Annotated in this window: 14 protein-coding genes; all 14 read right to left on the reverse strand. The window is 50.6% G+C overall.

Annotated elements, in window-relative coordinates:
- Nucleotides 1–298: 298 nt before the first annotated feature.
- Complete coding sequence (locus A6A26_RS18305) at nt 299–880, reverse strand: hypothetical protein (RefSeq protein ID WP_172823903.1); 582 nt, start codon at nt 878–880, stop codon at nt 299–301.
- 24 nt (nt 881–904) lie between these two features.
- Nucleotides 905–1,318: a hypothetical protein gene (locus tag A6A26_RS18310; RefSeq protein ID WP_063880058.1), complete on the reverse strand. Its 414-nt coding sequence runs from the start codon at nt 1,316–1,318 to the stop codon at nt 905–907.
- Complete coding sequence (locus A6A26_RS18315) at nt 1,315–2,307, reverse strand: hypothetical protein (protein WP_063880059.1); 993 nt, start codon at nt 2,305–2,307, stop codon at nt 1,315–1,317. Before A6A26_RS18315 ends, A6A26_RS18310 begins: the two co-directional genes overlap by 4 nt.
- Before the next feature lie 106 nt (nt 2,308–2,413).
- Nucleotides 2,414–2,896 carry an Hcp family type VI secretion system effector gene (locus tag A6A26_RS18320; RefSeq protein ID WP_013026243.1) on the reverse strand — a complete coding sequence of 161 codons (483 nt, stop codon included), beginning with the start codon at nt 2,894–2,896 and terminating at the stop codon, nt 2,414–2,416.
- 592 nt (nt 2,897–3,488) lie between these two features.
- On the reverse strand, nt 3,489–4,988 hold the full coding sequence (tssC, locus tag A6A26_RS18325; RefSeq protein ID WP_063880060.1) for a type VI secretion system contractile sheath large subunit: 1,500 nt from the start codon (nt 4,986–4,988) through the stop codon (nt 3,489–3,491).
- A complete protein-coding gene (tssB, locus tag A6A26_RS18330) occupies nt 4,988–5,518 on the reverse strand; it encodes a type VI secretion system contractile sheath small subunit (RefSeq protein ID WP_063880061.1) in 531 nt (176 codons plus the stop codon). The genes tssC and tssB overlap by 1 nt, the downstream gene beginning before the upstream one ends.
- 80 nt (nt 5,519–5,598) lie before the next feature.
- The gene (gene tssA, locus A6A26_RS18335) at nt 5,599–6,621 is read right to left on the reverse strand and encodes a type VI secretion system protein TssA (RefSeq protein WP_063880062.1); all 1,023 of its coding nucleotides are present in this window, start codon (nt 6,619–6,621) and stop codon (nt 5,599–5,601) included.
- A 10-nt stretch (nt 6,622–6,631) separates the two neighbouring features.
- Nucleotides 6,632–7,345, reverse strand: a complete 714-nt coding sequence (gene tagF, locus A6A26_RS18340; RefSeq protein WP_063880063.1) for a type VI secretion system-associated protein TagF — start codon at nt 7,343–7,345, stop codon at nt 6,632–6,634.
- 14 nt (nt 7,346–7,359) lie between these two features.
- Entirely contained in the window at nt 7,360–10,986 is a 3,627-nt protein-coding gene (tssM, locus tag A6A26_RS18345; RefSeq protein ID WP_063880064.1) for a type VI secretion system membrane subunit TssM, read from the reverse strand.
- Between the two features lie 3 nt (nt 10,987–10,989).
- Nucleotides 10,990–12,231: a DotU family type VI secretion system protein gene (locus tag A6A26_RS18350; RefSeq protein ID WP_063880065.1), complete on the reverse strand. Its 1,242-nt coding sequence runs from the start codon at nt 12,229–12,231 to the stop codon at nt 10,990–10,992.
- Nucleotides 12,232–12,247: 16 nt separating this feature from the next.
- Nucleotides 12,248–13,588: a type VI secretion system baseplate subunit TssK gene (gene tssK / locus A6A26_RS18355; protein WP_063880066.1), complete on the reverse strand. Its 1,341-nt coding sequence runs from the start codon at nt 13,586–13,588 to the stop codon at nt 12,248–12,250.
- A gap of 21 nt (nt 13,589–13,609) precedes the next feature.
- Entirely contained in the window at nt 13,610–14,113 is a 504-nt protein-coding gene (tssJ, locus tag A6A26_RS18360; RefSeq protein WP_063880067.1) for a type VI secretion system lipoprotein TssJ, read from the reverse strand.
- Nucleotides 14,114–14,136: 23 nt separating this feature from the next.
- Entirely contained in the window at nt 14,137–14,739 is a 603-nt protein-coding gene (locus tag A6A26_RS18365) for a hypothetical protein (RefSeq protein ID WP_063880068.1), read from the reverse strand.
- A 1,101-nt stretch (nt 14,740–15,840) separates the two neighbouring features.
- Nucleotides 15,841–17,256: an EmmdR/YeeO family multidrug/toxin efflux MATE transporter gene (locus A6A26_RS18370; RefSeq protein WP_063881201.1), complete on the reverse strand. Its 1,416-nt coding sequence runs from the start codon at nt 17,254–17,256 to the stop codon at nt 15,841–15,843.
- Nucleotides 17,257–17,312 lie beyond the last annotated feature (56 nt).

Consider the following 17,312-nt stretch of genomic DNA (forward strand, 5'->3'; position numbering starts at 1 on the left):
GTAAAAATTCGCAGATAATCTTCTCTGTCTTTACCAGAACCACTATATACATCATTAATTCTTAGTCTGGCGGACTGGTATTCTTTATTTAGAGATATTTCAAAAACTTTGACTTCATTATTAATGACAGGCGTAAAATTCTTGTGCATTATTGCCATCAGCATAAGCAACTTTTTCAGCAACTGATGCAGTAAAATGGGTAAGAAAAAATATAAAAATCAAAAAAACTTCCTATTTTATTCACTAATCGAGCCACCAATGTTTAATAAAGTCAAAAAACCATGCACAAATTTAACTATTAATTGCTGAGCAGCGCCCTCATTTCAGCAATAGTCTTTATTTCGGTGTTTTGAAATTTCTCCGTTAAAGCCGTGTCAAAAGTAATATTCCGCGCAGAGGAATTAACACCAATAACATAATAATCCGTGCCATAATCGTTTTCATTACGGACACCATCACCATCATGTACAGGCAATTCAGTTCGGTAAATAGTTGCAATTTTCACATCATTCTCATTCTGCTGTGAAATGATCCCGACTGACTGGACTTCATGACAGCCTACTGCCTCCCATTCACCCTGACCAATTGTTTCCATAAATTGGTCGATCACTTTGCCATTTTTAGACCAGGCAATGAAACATACGGGCTGAGTCGTTTTCCTCCAGGCCTTTCCCTGAATGAGCGTTCCAATTTCTTTATTCTTACTGTAAAGATGAAATGTTTGATTATGATTAATATCAACCCTTTCTAAATCATGCCGTTCAATTTGCTCAATCACAAAACCTTTATTATCGATTGATTTTAAAGGAGAAAGCGTCATGCCCGCAAGGCTGAATGGGGCAAAAAACACCATTAAAAGTCCGATCATTGTTTTTTTCATATTGAACCAATCGATTAAATATATCTAGTTAAGCACGTAAACGAAGAAAAACATAAGCAAACCGAAAATGGCTGTCAGCACGAATATAACTCTATAAAAGAACACCAGATCAGCTATCCACTTTATCATATCGTTTGGTTGTGACTGGATAAATTGATAAGCCTCTTGCCTTACATCTTCACCCTGCCTGAATTTCATTTTCACCCCTTTTTGGAGGCGATATAAATAAGATAGCTTCTGATAATTTGCGTAAAAACCCAATTTACTCGAAAATTTAGTGGTGGCGTCTAACTGAAGGTTGGCGCTATTGAAACCAAGAATTAGCTTAGCGTATTTTTCTTTATTTTTTTTGAATATTAAAGATGCAACAATATGTAAAACACCTATAAGAAAGAACAAAAAAATAACCATACTCATGGTGAAGTTATACAATGTCATAATATCTTATCCATGATGATGTCTACAGCTTTGCCGCCAGCTTCACCAAAACCATATCCCCCTGCTGCACCACCAATTATGCCGCAAGCCAAGGCTCCAACTCCACCCGTTGCCACACCCAATGCAACGCAAGCACCTGTAGCAAGTGAAGCAGATAACGCTCCGCCGTAAAAACCAGCAAGTGTGCTCCCTGCAAACCTGGAATATTCTTTTACAGCAACTTTAGTGCATTCGTGCTCGCGATCAACTGTGCATCCTTTATATACATCATTAGTCGTATTTAGTGCACTGAAGCCAATCGCAACCCAACCGCCATATTTCATGAACTTTGCTGCCTTAGCTGCAGCATCAACATAGGTTGAGTATCCTCGGATGGCACCGACACCTGCCGTTTGCCAGTCATGTACGATTGATGAACTTGAAAGATTTAATGCATGTTTTAGTTGCTCATATGGCCGCAATCGCAGAGCCAATCTTGAAAAGCGGTTCAATAGTTCTTCTAACTCATTAAAAAGACGACGCCTCTCAATAAAAAATTGCTCACCTATCAGTGTCCCTGCCGTTAAATATTGATTACGGTAAGCATTTTCAATAGCTTTTAACTTATTACCAATTTCAGAAAAATATTTTTCACCTGCATCACCGATTAAACCAAGACCTTTATCCATAAAATTGGTGATTGCGGCAATCGAATCATAATGGCGGTGAAAAAAATTCGCATCTTCTACAGACATGGTAGACAAGCTGTTATTGGTTTGCTTTTTTGCAACATTGAGCGCATTTATTACGGTCGGGTTATTATTTCCGTTAGGATCTGCAACTATAAGCATCTGCCCAGGTTTTGCCCATACGACGTCGGCGTTTAGTTCTAAAAAATAATTAATTGCTGGAAAATTACGATTACCGAATAAGAACATTGCCTGTTCAGTTAATCTCCCCGGACGTTGCACCACGCAAAAACCTGGTTCGACATTACTTTTTCCAGCCATATCAACTCCATGAAAAATCTACTATAAATAGATATTATAGATAATGTTCAAATTGCCTGTAATAACCTGTTTAAATGAAGCGGCCCTAAGGCCGCTAGACAATAAATTACGCTTCTTTGTTCTCTTTGATGTTCCAGCCAGCGCTGCTTTCTGCGCCTTTGCCACCGGAAGAACTCTGCTCCCAGTACTGCTGTTTCACTTTCGCAGCCTGGAATGCATAGGTAACGCCCAGCGTATCGTCGTGCTCAGAACCCACGAACTGTACGTTGGTTACCAGAACGTCTTCCAGCGTAATGCGGGTATACTCGATTTGAGTACCGCCAGCCTTACAGACTGAAACTTCAACTTTGGTGACGTGCTTACCGCTGGCACAGTTTTTCAACAGTGCAGTGACAGCTTTGTCGATTTTGGCATTAATGTGCAGGTCGTTGAAGTTTACTTTACCGGCGCCGCCGCCGCCGCCCACGCTCATATTACCCGGTTGATTAGCGCCCCAGGAGAAAGAGGTAATATCAATCCAGCCGGTATGGTTAGAATCTTTAGATTCACCAGTAATGCCGTCTACCTTCAAATACATATCAATAGCCATAATATTTACTCTTCGTTATGGAAAAAGTTGTCGCTTTCGAAAAAGCATCTATATGGCAAAGAGAAAAGCATGGGGCTGAATAAAACAGTCCATATTTTACTTTTGCCTCGACTTCGGGTGTTGCTACAGGCATCCCGAAAGATCCCACCACAATTAACCGCAATAGCAGGAGATTTTTTTGCTGTATGGGTATTTCAAATTAAGGTCTTTGTGCAAAAGGCAACGACACTTATAGAGTGAAACCATTATGTTGTGCACTCTGTTTCACCCAGATTACGCTGCTGAAATAAGCCTGAACACCGTCAAACTGGTTGTAATAATTATTTCATCCGTTGTGCTCACACCGCCGTTATTTATAACGTAAAGGCAGGCGGAACATTATACTGACTAATCCACGAAGAAAGCGCGACACTCTTCGCGACAAACGTCACTTTCGGAAAAGGTTTATTCCGCTTCGTCCCAAGCAATATTGTTAAAATTTGGGGTAAAACGTAAGCCAGCCATTTTTACTAAAGGCCTACCTTCATGCAGCAGTACTGTGCGTTATGACAAAAAGAGCACACCCCGCAGGGCGTGCCTCATGTTTTAACGATTAGTTTTCATTCGACTTCAGCGAGGGCAGTTTTGATACCAGACGCAGTGATACGGTCAATCCTTCCAGCTGGTAATGCGGGCGCAGGAAGAATTTCGCAGCGTAATAGCCTGGGTTATCTTCCTGTTCTTCCACATTCACCTCTGCAGCAGCCAGTGGCTTGCGTGATTTGGTTTCCTGAGAAGAGTTAGCCGGGTCACCATCGACATAGTTCATCACCCAGTCGTTCAACCAGCGTTCCATTTCGTCACGCTCGCGGAAAGAACCAATTTTGTCACGCACAATACACTTCAGGTAGTGAGCGAAACGGCAGCAGGCGAACAGATAAGGCAGGCGGGCGGCCAGACGGGCGTTGGCGGTGGCATCAGCATCATGGTATTCCGCTGGCTTTTGCAGCGACTGCGCACCAATAAAGGCCGCAAAGTCGGAGTTTTTACGGTGAACTAATGGCATAAAGCCATTTTTCGCCAGCTCGGCTTCACGGCGATCGCTGATGGCGATTTCCGTTGGACACTTCATGTCCACACCGCCGTCATCGCTTGGGAAGGTATGGCACGGCAGATCTTCCACTGCCCCGCCCGACTCTACGCCACGAATCGATGTGCACCAGCCATACTCTTTAAATGAACGGTTGATGTTAGCCGCCATCGCATAGGCTGCGTTGGTCCAGCTATAGTTGCCGTGATCGGAACCGTCGGTCTGCTCTTCAAAATCAAAGCTGTCAACCGGATTGGTGCGGATACCGTAAGGCAGACGAGACAGGAAACGCGGCATCACCAGGCCCAGATAGCGCGCATCTTCCGACTCACGCAGGCTGCGCCATGCAGCATATTCGGTGTTCTGGAAGATTTTGGTCAGATCGCGTGGATTAGCCAGTTCCTGCCAGGATTCCATCTGCATAACGCTTGGGGCCGTACCGGTGATAAACGGACAGTGGGCCGCAGCACCGATACGTGCCATCTCGCCCAACAGCTCGACATCCTGCGGGCTGTGATCGAAATAGTAATCGCCAACCAGGCAGCCAAAGGGTTCACCACCAAACTGGCCATATTCCTGCTCGTAGATTTTCTTAAACAGCGGGCTCTGATCCCAGCCCACGCCTTTATAACGTTTCAGCGTGCGGCTCAGTTCCTGCTTAGAAATACTCATAAAGCGAATCTTGAGCATTTCATCAGTTTCAGTGTTGTTCACCAGGTAGCTCAGACCGCGCCAGGCGCTTTCCAGCTTCTGAAAGTCATCGTGGTGAATAATCTGGTTTACCTGCTGAGACAGCTTTTCGTCAATTTCAGCGATCAGCGCCTGAATCGTGCGGTAGGCATCGCTGGACATCGTAACGGTGTTTTCCAGCGCCTGCTGTGCCAGCGTTTTTACCGCGCTTTCTACCGCTTCACGCGCCTGATCGCTTTTAGGACGGAATTCTTTGTTCAGTAACGCACTGAATTCATCCTGGCTAAAGCTGGCGCCGCCCTGCGATTGCGGTTGTTGAGAAGTCTGGTTCATTACTGCTCCTCCTTACCTTCAGGGGCATCGGGCTGCTTAGGCACGTGTGACAGCGCCTGCATCAGTGATGGGTCCTGTAAAATCTTACCGATAAGCTCTTCAGCCCCGTTTTTGCCGTCCATATAGGTCAGCAGATTCGAGAGCTGGGTGCGTGCTTCCAGCAGACTGTTCAACGGGTCTACTTTGCGGGCAATGGCATCTGGAGAAAAATCGTCCATGCTTTCAAAGGTCAGATCGATGTTGAGTTTGCCGTCGCCGTTCAGCGTGTTGTCTACCTGGAATGCGGCGCGTGGCTTCATGGCTTTCATACGCTCATCGAAATTGTCGATGTCGATTTCCATGAATTTACGATCGTCAACGCTGGCCTGCGGCTCCAGCGGTTTACCGGCTAAATCGGCCAGGACACCCATGATGAATGGCAACTGAATTTTGCGTTCGGCACCATAAACTTCCACGTCATATTCAATCTGAACGCGGGGCGCGCGATTGCGGGCGATAAATTTCTGCCCACTGGACTTCATTGTTGGCATGGTTCTCTCCATAAATAATGCGCGGGTATAGGCTCGCAGGAGGCGCGCAGGTCTCGCTGCGTAAAGGCTTGACTGTTAGCTTAGTCGCGGCGTCCAAAAATGTTCTCTAACTGATGTACACCATCGGGCGCGAGATCGCGAATGATGTCCAAAAAATCCAGTTCGATCAGGCGTTGTACCCTGTCTATCATCAGCGGCGCCGGATGACTCGGCTCATGCTGGCTAAAGTACTGTTTGACTTTTTCCAGCATAAGTTGGGCTTCTGCCCGAGAATTCAGTTGAGCACTGCGCCAGTCAGTCGCGGCACGCGGGGCGGCAGGACTGGCCTGACGCTCGGTTTCCGGTGCTGACTGCACCGCAGCCGCCAGTGAATGTAATGATTCGATATCCGTGGCCTGGCAGCGCTCATTCAGCATCGCAATGCTGCGCTGCAGCTGACTCATATCCGGTAAGGCCGTTTCATCCAGTTTTTCCACCACAATGCGCCGAATATTCTGCAAACGCTCGGCAATGTTCTGGATGGCCGCAATGCCCGGTTGTTCGCCGCGCGCCAGTTCGTCATTGAGACGTGGCAGCCCACCTGGGTAGTCGGCCACCTCTGTTTTGCTGCCGTCACACAGGGCTGAGGCATCACGCAGTGTAATACCGTCGGACGCATAGCGCATGAGCCATGACTGACGCACCGCGCCGGTCAGTGCCGACTGATCGCCCAGCACCGCGAGCGCATTGATGCGATAAAAAGGATCATGCTCGCCATCTTCTTCGAGGCGGGGCCAGAGCGGCTCCCAGTACTGCAGCATGGCCTGCTCAATCAATTGCAGACCCTGGGCATAACCTGGCAGTCCTTTGAGGCGCGTCCAGGCATGTGTCAGCGTCAGCATGACGCGTAAATCTTTGCTGCGGGTCAGTAGCTCCAGCGCCAGCTTTTCCACTTTATTCCAGTCGGCGGGTTCAGCCGGGATAATAGTGTTACCGAACTGCTGTTCGCCTTTCCCCACACTGGCCTGTTCCATCGCCTGAAAATCCGCATCGTACTCCAGGTTTTCACCGCACGGATTATCGTGGCTTACCGGTATCAGCAAGGTGTCAATATCAATACTCATCCGCTTCGCCTCAGGATTCAAACATTGGAGGATAAAGTCCATTTCGTCCCGGCTTTGCACCGCCCGCCGGATCAAACAACAGTGAAAATAACTGCGCCGTTAAGTTTCCACTGTGGACATGGGTATAAAGCGGGAAGCCATCGCTCTGATTCGTCCACCAGAAACTGGTCTGGAACTGGGGATCAAAGCTTTGTGACGGCAAATGCCAGCTCAGTGTTGAATCTTGTTCTCCGCTGCCGATAACCGCCAGAATATCCGATGACTCCTCGTCCTGCTGAGGCTGAGGCAGTGGAATACTCAACAGCGCCTGGTCGAACTGCTCGGGTGTTCCGCCATCCTGCACCGCGCGCAACAAGGTATTCCCCATCTGGTGATACCAGTCGCCCGTGCGTGCCAGTAATGAAGGCATCCATTCGGTCGGCGTAAAATAACGTAAGGCGCAGAGGGGATAATGGCGTCCCACGCTGTCACGTGCGGCCGTCAGACAACCCATTTGGATCAGTTGTGTGCCGAGCATGGGCGGCACCACAAAGTTCCACACCGGCGCTTTAAGAAAAGCCCGTGAGGGGGCATTTTCGCCTTCAGCACTGGTTTGCCAGTGATGTAATCCCACCTGAAACCAGTTAGACCACTGGCGCTGCAAGGTATCGGGAAAGCGTCGTTTCACAAAATCACCCGAACTGGGCAGTTTACCGTACCAGCCAGGTGCTGCGTAATGGGTCATAGTCAGATCCTGTTTCAGGGACAGCTAAATGCGGGTAGCTGGAAAGGATTACGAATGCTGCCAGGCGTGAATGACAGCGTCACATTATGACCATCCACACTGAAGCTGGCTTCGCGAGTCAGCCCACCTACCGACGTTACCCGCGCGCGGTCAAAGAAGCGATTAAGCGCCCATGGGCCGCTGGTGGTCAGGGTCGAGGTGGTGCCATTCGTCAGACCCAGTTGCATACGTACCTGACTTGTCCCGCCCGGACCGGGCCAGCTCACTAACTGCACAGCCTGTGGTCCATGACTATAGCGTAAAATCTGTCCATCCACGTCCAATGTCATATTCAGGATATCGTTATCCATCTTCACGGTACGCAATGTCACGCGGAAGGATGGCGTGGTAGCGCCATTGGCAAAGAAGGCATCACGAATCGACTGAGCCTGCTGGAAAGGACGCAATAAGGCTTCGCCGCCGGGTAACGTTTTACCGTCAATGCCGGGCGTGAAACGCCATGCGGCACGCGTGGTATCCACTTTGCTGGCCAGATTGTCACGGAAAAAACTGTCCATCAGTCCGGTGCCCGGTGCAAACATGCGCGCCAGGTCATCCGGTGTGACTTCGCTTCGTCCATTACGCACCAACGGGTAACGACCTGCGATAGCCTGACGGCAGAAACTGCCCACCTCCATGGTGATGCGTTTCCGGACATTATCCATATCGCGACGTTGTGCATCGCTGCTGGCGCCGACAGCCATACCGGACACCATATTTTGCAGCGAGCCAGGCAAGCGTCCGGCGCTGGCCTGCAGACGGCTTATCGCATCACCAGACGGCGGTGGCATACCGCTGTTGGCGGCATCCTGCACGGCAGTCAGGTAGCGATAAAGATCGTCAATCTGCTTCAGGAAATCATCGACGGCCAGCACTTTGCTGCCTTGCTGCAAGGGCTGTGCGAGTTCAATAATCGGCGCAAAATGCGCGGTGACCGCTTGCTCAGGCGTTTGCTGCACGGCTGCCTGTTCACCGTTGGTACGTGGCGAAGTAAACAGCGCCTGTAGCGTTCGGGTCGCACTGTTATCTGAAGATGCAGACGGGTCTTTTGCGTTCTTGTCTTCAGGCTGTGCGCGGGTCAGCGTGAGCTGTTTGCTCAGGTTAATCACCAACTGGCGCAACGGTGAATGATTGCCTGACAGCAGGCGTGCCGTATTAATACGCTGCGTCAGATCGGCATTACTGTTGAGCTGAATGTCGCTGAGAAACTGCTCCCACTGACGGATGTAGTCCTGAATATACAGCTGGCGCACCGCAAGGTCGGTTTGTTTGCTGTCTTCATGGGCTGTCTCGGCACCCAGCACCCAGGTATCATCCTTGTAGAGCGCATCCGTCACCGGCGCGATCTGTTTATCAACATGGTTCCAGTAACCGTCTGGCGTAAAGAGCCCGGACACACCGTCGTTGACTGACTTACCGCTTTTACGTGAAAACACCAGTTCACTTTGTGGCCCGCCCAGGGCTGACAGGGTAACCGGTGACAGTGAGCCATCGCGTTCCAGCAGGCGTTTCAGGCGTCCGTAAACGCGCTGTGACAGCGGCATCTGACTAATCAGCGCCTGCTCGCGCTTTACCAGCGCATCATCCTTCGCATACGGCGAGGACTGAATCTGCGTCTCCAGGAGCTGCTGCAGATGCCACGCCAGTTGCTTCACTTCCGCCTGGGTCACGTCCTGCGGCAATTCGCGAGAAATGTTTAACATCATCCATGCCTGGAGAAATTTACCGTCGTAGTGTTTTGGCTGGTACAGCATCTGATAAGCCTTGAGCGCTTCATAGCTGTAGTCGGCATCACTTCCGGTGTCATTGCGCAGCCAGCGGGTAATGTTCTGTGCAACCTGTGGCATCAGCAACTGCTTCAGCGCCCGGTCATACAAGGCCTGGGTGGCATCACTGACTTCCGTTCCGCGGTACAGGCCCATCCGGCGCGTAAGCGGTGGATGATCCAGAGAAAAGGATTCACTTTCAGGAAGGTGCAGCAGCGTGTTGAGATAAGGCACCAATGCAAACAGGTTACCATTCACCTCTTTTTGCAGCTTGTCGCCCAGTTGCTCAACCTGTGGGCTTTTCGCGGCCATCTCCTGCAGGTAGGTTTTGTTTTTGTTATAACTCACCAGCCACAGTGCACCCGCAATCAGTACAATGACCAGTAACGCAACATAGCCAGACCACAAGCCCACCCGGTTACGTAATTCCCACCAGCGGTTGCTGCCGGCCAGGCCAGACTCCTGGAAGATGACATTTTCCAGCACGCCCTTAAGGAAAAAGCTCTGGCCTTTGTTTTGCGGAATCGGTGCGTCTTTATCGACCTTGTCCCAACTGCCTGATTCCCCTTGCTGCTGGCCCGGCAGATGCAGCGCGCGGGTCAGTTCACCCATCACGCGGTCAAAGGGTAATCCTTCCTGCGTACCGCTGGCGAAGTAGATACCGCGCGGCGCAAACTGGGTTTCAAAATCGGAACGTGCAAACAGGATATCCAACGCTTCGGCCAACTGTGGGCGCAGCGCGGCAAATTCCTGTGGAAACAGGTAGCTTTCGGCACGAGCCTGAGCATCACTTTCCGCCAACAGGACATCAGCAAGTCCCGCATCCAGTCGCTGTTGCAGCAGCGAATATTCCTGCTGAAACTGGCTGCTGAGTTCAAAGTCTGCCGTTGATGCTTTTGCCCAAGGGAAAGTAAAGCCCCAAATCTGCTCGCGCTGTGCCTTGTCCAGACTGGAAAAATAGCTGCGGAAGCCTTTTAACAGGTCGGTTTTGGTAACCAGAACGTACACCGGGAAACGGATACCGAGTTGGTCATGCAACTCCATCAGTCGCTGGCGCAACGCCACCGCCTGATTACGCATGGCCTCAGGTGACTGGGATAACAGATCCGCCACACTCAAGGTCACGATGACGCCGTTAACCGGCTGGCGTCCACGGTATTTACGCAGGAGTTCAAGGAACTGATGCCATTCACCGGCATCCCGCTCCTGCTGGCTTTCCTGAGTGGTATAACGTCCTGCTGTATCAAGCAACACGGCTTCGTTAGTAAACCACCAGTCGCAGTTACGCGTACCGCCAATCCCGCGCAGTGCGGCCTTACCAAACTTATCCGCCAGTGGGAACTGCAACCCGGAGTTCACCAGGGCCGTCGTTTTACCGGCACCCGGTGCGCCGATAATCATGTACCACGGCAGTTGATAGAGATATTGATGACTGAAGCGCTGTGCCCAGAAAGGTGCACCTTTACTGCTCTGACGCTGAAAGTGTGCTTTTTTAAGCATCTCTGTGGCTTCAGAGAAGCGAGTCGCCAGCACCTGATCTTCACTGGTCAGACGCTTGCGGTCTTCTTCCGGCGCATCCGACTTATTACTCTCCAAGCTGGACATCAGTTTCCGGTTCAGCCAGTAGTTGTAAACGCGCGGAATTGCCTGACTGAGGCCCCAGACGACATAGAGCAGCGCAATGCTGATCATGCGGTTCTGTTCAGACTCCAGCGGGCGAGAATCCACAATTGAGAACACCGGGCCGATAACCCAGATAATAAATGATAACGCGGTAATACCGACAAAACCCCAGGCCAGACGGCTGGTCAGTACCGCAAATAGTACGTTCAGCATGGATTAGTTCCCTCTCGCCAGGCCGTTGAGTTCAGCTTGCGTCGTATCAGGTGCGACCTGCAATGTAATCTCGACACGACGATTACGTGCGCGGTTTTCTGCACTGTTATTCGGCACCAACGGATGCGTTTCGCCACGCCCTTCCGCTTTAACGCGTGATGGTTTAGCCAACTGTTTTTGCAACACGGTCTGCACGGACTGGGCTCGCGCCAGTGACAGCTCATAGTTGGACGCGAATCGTGCACTGCGAATCGGAACGTTATCGCTGTAGCCCACCACCAGAATTTTCCCACTGACATTATTCATGGCTTCAGCAATACGCTGGATGACCGCGTCATAACGTCCGCGAATCTCTGTCGAGCCGGATGCGAACAGGCCATCCCCTTTCAGCGTCACCACGCTTTGATCTGCCTCGTCACGCACGGCAACCAGGCCTTCGTCGATTTCAGGCTTGAGGAAGGACTTCAGATTCAGGGACGGCGGCGGCGGCGGTGCCGGATTGCGGATCTGCACTTCTGGCAGCGTCGTCTGATAAATTTTTGCCAGGACTGGCGAGGTGTAATCCCCCAGACGCCAGTTCAGCACAATATAGAACAGGCAGGCAGCCAGACCAGCCAGCGCCGCGCAGGCCCACAGCGGAATCATCGGTCGCCACAGTTTGCGCAATACTGGCTGGTCAGTCGGATGCGGCGATAAGGCAGCGGCAAAGCTGCCCCTGACGCTTCGAATCATCTGCAACAGACGCTGTTTAATGGTGTCCAGTTGAGAACGGCCATTATCTAAAACCCGATAGCGCCCTTCAAAACCAAGCAGTAAGCAGAAATAGATCAGCTCCAGTAACAGGATGTGCTGACGCGGATTTTGCGAAAGCTTCGCCAGCAACTGGAAAAACTTTTCACCGCCCCAGGTTTCATTGTGGAAGGTCACCAGCAAGCCATTACTGGTCCACACGCCACGGCTTCCCCAGGGCGTCAGTGCTGCAGCTTCATCAAGTGCCGTACACAAACAATAACGCGCGCCTACGATCACCTCATAACTCAGACCGGACTGCTGGCAGGCCAGCTCGAAACGGCGGATCTGGTCGATAAGCTGTTGACGTAGACGTGCGGGATCGTCATGCGACACGGAGTGACGAATCTGTGGAATCGCGTTAATCAGCGGATTAGCGGCTGCCACCAAAATATTCTGATGGCTAAGATCCTGCTGAAATGCATCACTGTTCGGTTTATTTTGTTCCTGCATCATGCCTGCTCAGTTTGAATTATTCTGACTGACTGCGAATGGCCCAGAACTCCATGTTCAGGCCCGGAAAATCACCGGCAAGGTGCAGCGCGAAGGCACCCGATCGTTCCATCTCCTGCCACAGCTCGCTGTTCTTATCCAACTCAAAATAGCTGTAACCTGCATGCCATGGGATCTGCGGCGGCGCGCCCGGCATGGCTTTCAGGGCAAGGCCAGGCAACTGCAACTGCACGAGGTCGCGAATTTTCGTGACCGGAGCGACCTTCATTTGCGCCGGGAAATGCGTTTTCAGGGCTTCCGCTGGCACACTGGCTTTCACTGCCAGCACAAAGCCAAACTCGCGCACCATGCTGTTATCCGGCACGGTTGCGACATTCAGGCCGTGTGAGCGTTGGGTCAGCGGTAACTGGATAGCGCTCTCTTCCATGACCTGTGACAGCCCCTGGCGCAACAACAGCGTGAGGCGCGAGAAACAGCCCTGCAGGTCATCATGGTCGTAGAGGGGAAAAGCATCTGGCGTGCGAGCCTCCGTCCACGTTGCCAGCTCAGCAGCCAGCTGCAGCCAGTGGCTGTAGAGGGTTTCGGGATGCAATAGCGGCAGGTGCTGCAGATGCGCATGCAGGCCTAACTGGCGATTGAGCAGCGCCAGCAGCATAAAATCCACCATATCTGCGCTGTTAAAACGGCCTGTGCCGGGTGCACGTTGGCTTAACTGCTGGCTACGCTGCTGAATCATGCCGTGCAGGTCGGTCATCATGCTCTGTAGCGGACGACTGCCAGCAAGGGTAAGTGTGGGGGGAATGTAGTCATTGTCTAAACGAATGTGGTTGTCACTGCGTTTTTCAACGATCTGGGCAACGCCCATCGCTGTCCATTCTGCGGTCAGATCCTGCTCCAGCATCAAACGCAGGCGCAGCTTGCCAAACTGGACGGTGGCCGTCCCGACAGCCTGCGCATTATCATCTTCAACTTCCGCTTCCCAGGCCAGATAGCGCGCCAGCGAATCCGGTGAATCCTGAAAGGTCACGGCTTCACGTCCGTTACGGCGAGCAGGAATCGCCAGGACCACTTTAGCGCGGTCTATATTGCCCGGCACATCCAGCGGTGCGGGCCCGTGTTGCGGCTGGCTGAAGGAAAAAAAGGTACCATCTGGCAAGCATCCGCTGGCGGCACTGAGCGCCAGTTTACCCTGCCGTAACAGAGCTTCATCAAATTCGAGATCGAAAAATCCCCAAACGTAAGGACGTTGCGACTGGCCCCATTCACGCAGTGCGTTTTGCAGAAAGTTTTCTGCCTGCTGAAAATGGTGGGGACGTAAAAACATCCCTTCCGCCCAAACAACCTTTTCGGCTCTGTTCATAATCATCCTTTGAAGACGGTTTTATTGCTTAACGGGACGCATGCCGGCATCGTCTACGATAATGTTGGCGTTTAACTCACCATCATTGCTCTTCCAGAACTGCCAGAACGAACTGCTGTCGCTGTCAGGAAAAGGCAACGCCAGCCGCCACACTTTGCCATCCAGCTTTTGATATTCCGCCATGATGCCGATGAAACGTGCTTCAGGAAGACTTTTGGCACTCAGCGTTTTAGTGAGCTGACCGGACATCAGGAAAAACTGCTGGTTGTTAAGCAGCGTATTTCCCAGCGCGGCAGCAGGTTGATTCTGTAAGGTGAAAAAGTCAGCGGACATAAACTCCGCATCCGACGTCAGTAACATCACCCGGACTTTCAACGGCGCGCCACCATTGATTTGTGGATGCGCCTGAAAATTCAGGTTGTAGCGCGCGATATCAGGCTTACTGCTACTGCATGCCGTCAGCAAGAGTAGCAGGAAGGGCCAGAGCCATATTTTCAGACCAGCGCGTAAATAGGTATGTGCCATTTCTGTCCCTCCCTGCCCCTGACTTAGTTGATGATCCAGGTACCGTTATTTTTGTTCTGGCACGCCTGACTGTTGCCATCGACTGACACACAGGTCTTTTTCCTGGCAGCGGCACGCACACGACGCTTTGGCTGGTCAGCTTTAACGGTTTGATCGTACATATCGCTTTTCACCACGGCACGGAACGGCACATAGCCAATGACTTTTACAGCGCTGGTTGGGGCCTGAGCAGCGGCACCTTTGTTATCAGCTGCTTTTGCATCGGCAGCTGGCGCGGGTGCGGCTTCGGCCTGCGCGTCTTCACCCAATGCCAGCCAGTTATTTTCAACCTGGCCGACAACGGTATAGCTTTCACCGGTTTTTAGGGTTTCAACCACTTTGCCGCTGAAATCCGGGCGCGTCATGACGGACGCCGGATACAATGCGCGATAGGTTTCATTCAAGGCAGAAAACTGAGCGGGTGCAGCAATGGCATGACGATGCATCAAGGTGGTGCCATCAACCGTGCTGGTCACCATTGTGTCATCCGTCATTTTTGGCGGTGTTTTACAGCCTGCAACAGCAAAAACGAACATCAGGCTTAATGCAATTCGAAAGTTCACCATTTTCTTCATATTTAGTTCCATTAATACCCAAAAAGTGGCCATTGGCCGGTGTTAAGCAAACCATGTCGTCATACGAGGTATGCCGGCCGCCATCTGGAGCCAACATCCTGATTAACAAAACAATTTGCCTGAATAAGATAATTTATTGAGTGTAAAATTTATATTCGATGAGATTGAACAGTGTAGAAACTGCTCATAAAAACCTGATGACCGGAACAAGACGGCTGAATGTAAGATTAAACATTCAGCAAACTGACAAATTCCTAAACGCAAACGTCATTAAGACAGCCTGGTTAACTATTACGCGCAAACAATTCATATTGCTGAATCGTTAAGTTTTGCAAGGCTGATTAATCGTTATAAGTGTGGGGAGAATGGCAACATCCTGCTTAACTTCCAGTCGATCTCACACAAATAGCAATAAATCAATGGTTTACAAATTAAACTGCAGCACCATAGCTACCGCACGAGCCTGAACATCCTGCTCGCCTGTGTAAAGTTCTTTTCCTTTTATTAACATCTTACACAGCTTTACATAATGCCTGCAAAATTTCAACATAGCTCAGACACATCCTAATCAGTAATAAAACTAATATTTATGGTTAACGCAAACTTCATACTGGCCTGAGAATATTGCCATCAAAATGGCTAAAAACCGCGAATTCGGGCTGCCTCCCGCTCCGCTTAAGCCTGTAAACATTAGCATAACGAATGCTTAATGAAGAAATTATGTCTGGAAAGCAGGATAAGGGGCGCGCCGGGGAAGCGTTTTTAAGTATTAAATCGTAATTAAGTCAAATTTTACCCATACGTAATAAATCCTAATTCATTTAATTTATTTAAATTCAATGAGTTAAAAACAAGAACTTATATTAATTTAAGAATTATCTTAATAACCTGATCAATTAATAGCGTCTTTCTGCAACTGTTATGGGGAAATTAAACGGCATCGCGTCAGTTGTTACAGACCAGCCAGGCCCGCAGGGATAACGCCTGAGGGCCGATTTTAAATGAAAGTATGGATGCGGGAAGTGACGTCTGTACGGACGAAAACAGGAAGCCGCAAGCGTTACGCTGAACGCCAACACAGACCAGCGTTAGCCAGCGCGGTGTACGCAGAAATCACGACTGCTGGGCTTTGGCAATCATCTTACGGTAATTGTTCAACCACTTACCGCTGTTGAATCGTCTCCAGAAAAAGAGCCCTCTCACCATCCAGTCGAGGAACATGCCAAGCCAGACGCCAGTCACGCCCATCCCCAGTTCAATGCCCAACAGGTAGCCCACAACAACCCTGGCACACCACATGCTGAACATGGAGACATACATTGTGTAACGGGCATCACGCGCGCCCTTGAGACCGGCGGGAAGAACCCACGAAGCGGCCCATATTGGCATGAACAAGGCATTCAGCCAGATGAGGTGTTTAGTCACATTGATGACGTCGGGATCGCTGGTGTAGAAACGGGCCAGTAAACCTGCCAGCGGTACGGTAAGCGCAGCAATACATGACAGACAGAGCGTGGCCAGCCAAAAGACATGCTTTGCCTGCCGTTCAGCCTGAAACACCTGGTATTTACCCAGCCGCCTTCCGGTGATGATAGTTGACGCTGAACCCAGAGAATTACCCGGCAGGTTAATCAATGAAGCCACAGAGAAGGCGATAAAATTACCGGCAATTTCATTGGTGCCCATGCCTGCGACAAAAACCTGAGTCAGCAATTTACCGCCGTTAAACAGCACGGATTCAATACTGGCAGGCACGCCAATGCTCAGTACTTCATATAAGATGCTGCTGTTCCAGCGACGAAAATAGCTGGAAAGCGTGATTTTAAGCGAAGCATTAAATCCAATCATTAGCACATAAATAATGGCGAAAGCGCCGATGTAGCGGGTAATGGTTAACCCTAATCCAGCGCCGACAAACCCCAGTCCATCCCATGAAAAGCAGCCATAAATGAGTACGCTACTGATCATGATATTGAGGATATTCATCCCGCCATTTATCAGCATCGGGATCTTGGTATTCCCTGCCCCACGCAGCGCGCCACTGCCGATTAGCGTGATTGCCGCTGCCGGATAGCTCCATGCGGAAACCTGGAGATAGCTCAGTGCTAAGGCTTTAACTTTTGGTTCGGCAGCGCCCGCAATAGCATCAATGATCAGGTGGCCCCAGAATTCGATAGCAATGACCAGCACCAGCGCCAAAATCGTCATCATGGCCAGAGACTGGCGCGTGGCGGCGCGGGCACGCTTGCCGTTGCGTCTTGCCAGGCTGAAGGCGACGACTACGGTAGTACCGAGATCGATGGCGGCAAAAAAGGAGATGATGACCATGTTAAAACTGTCAGCCAGGCCCACGCCTGCCATCGCCTCTTTACCCAGCCAACTGACCAGGAAAGTACTCAACACACCCATTAACAGCACACAGGCGTTTTCGAAAAAGATAGGAACTGCAAGCGGCGAAATTTCACGCCAGTACAGCGTGCGGTAGGAACGACGTTTGGGATACCACGCCGTGCGCTTAATCGCCTGCACCACTGCTACGCCGGGATTTTGCAAAGGAGTACCAAATATGAAGAAGTCGGGGGAAT

The organism is Pantoea sp. OXWO6B1 (assembly GCF_001641135.1).
Lineage (GTDB): Bacteria > Pseudomonadota > Gammaproteobacteria > Enterobacterales > Enterobacteriaceae > Pantoea > Pantoea allii.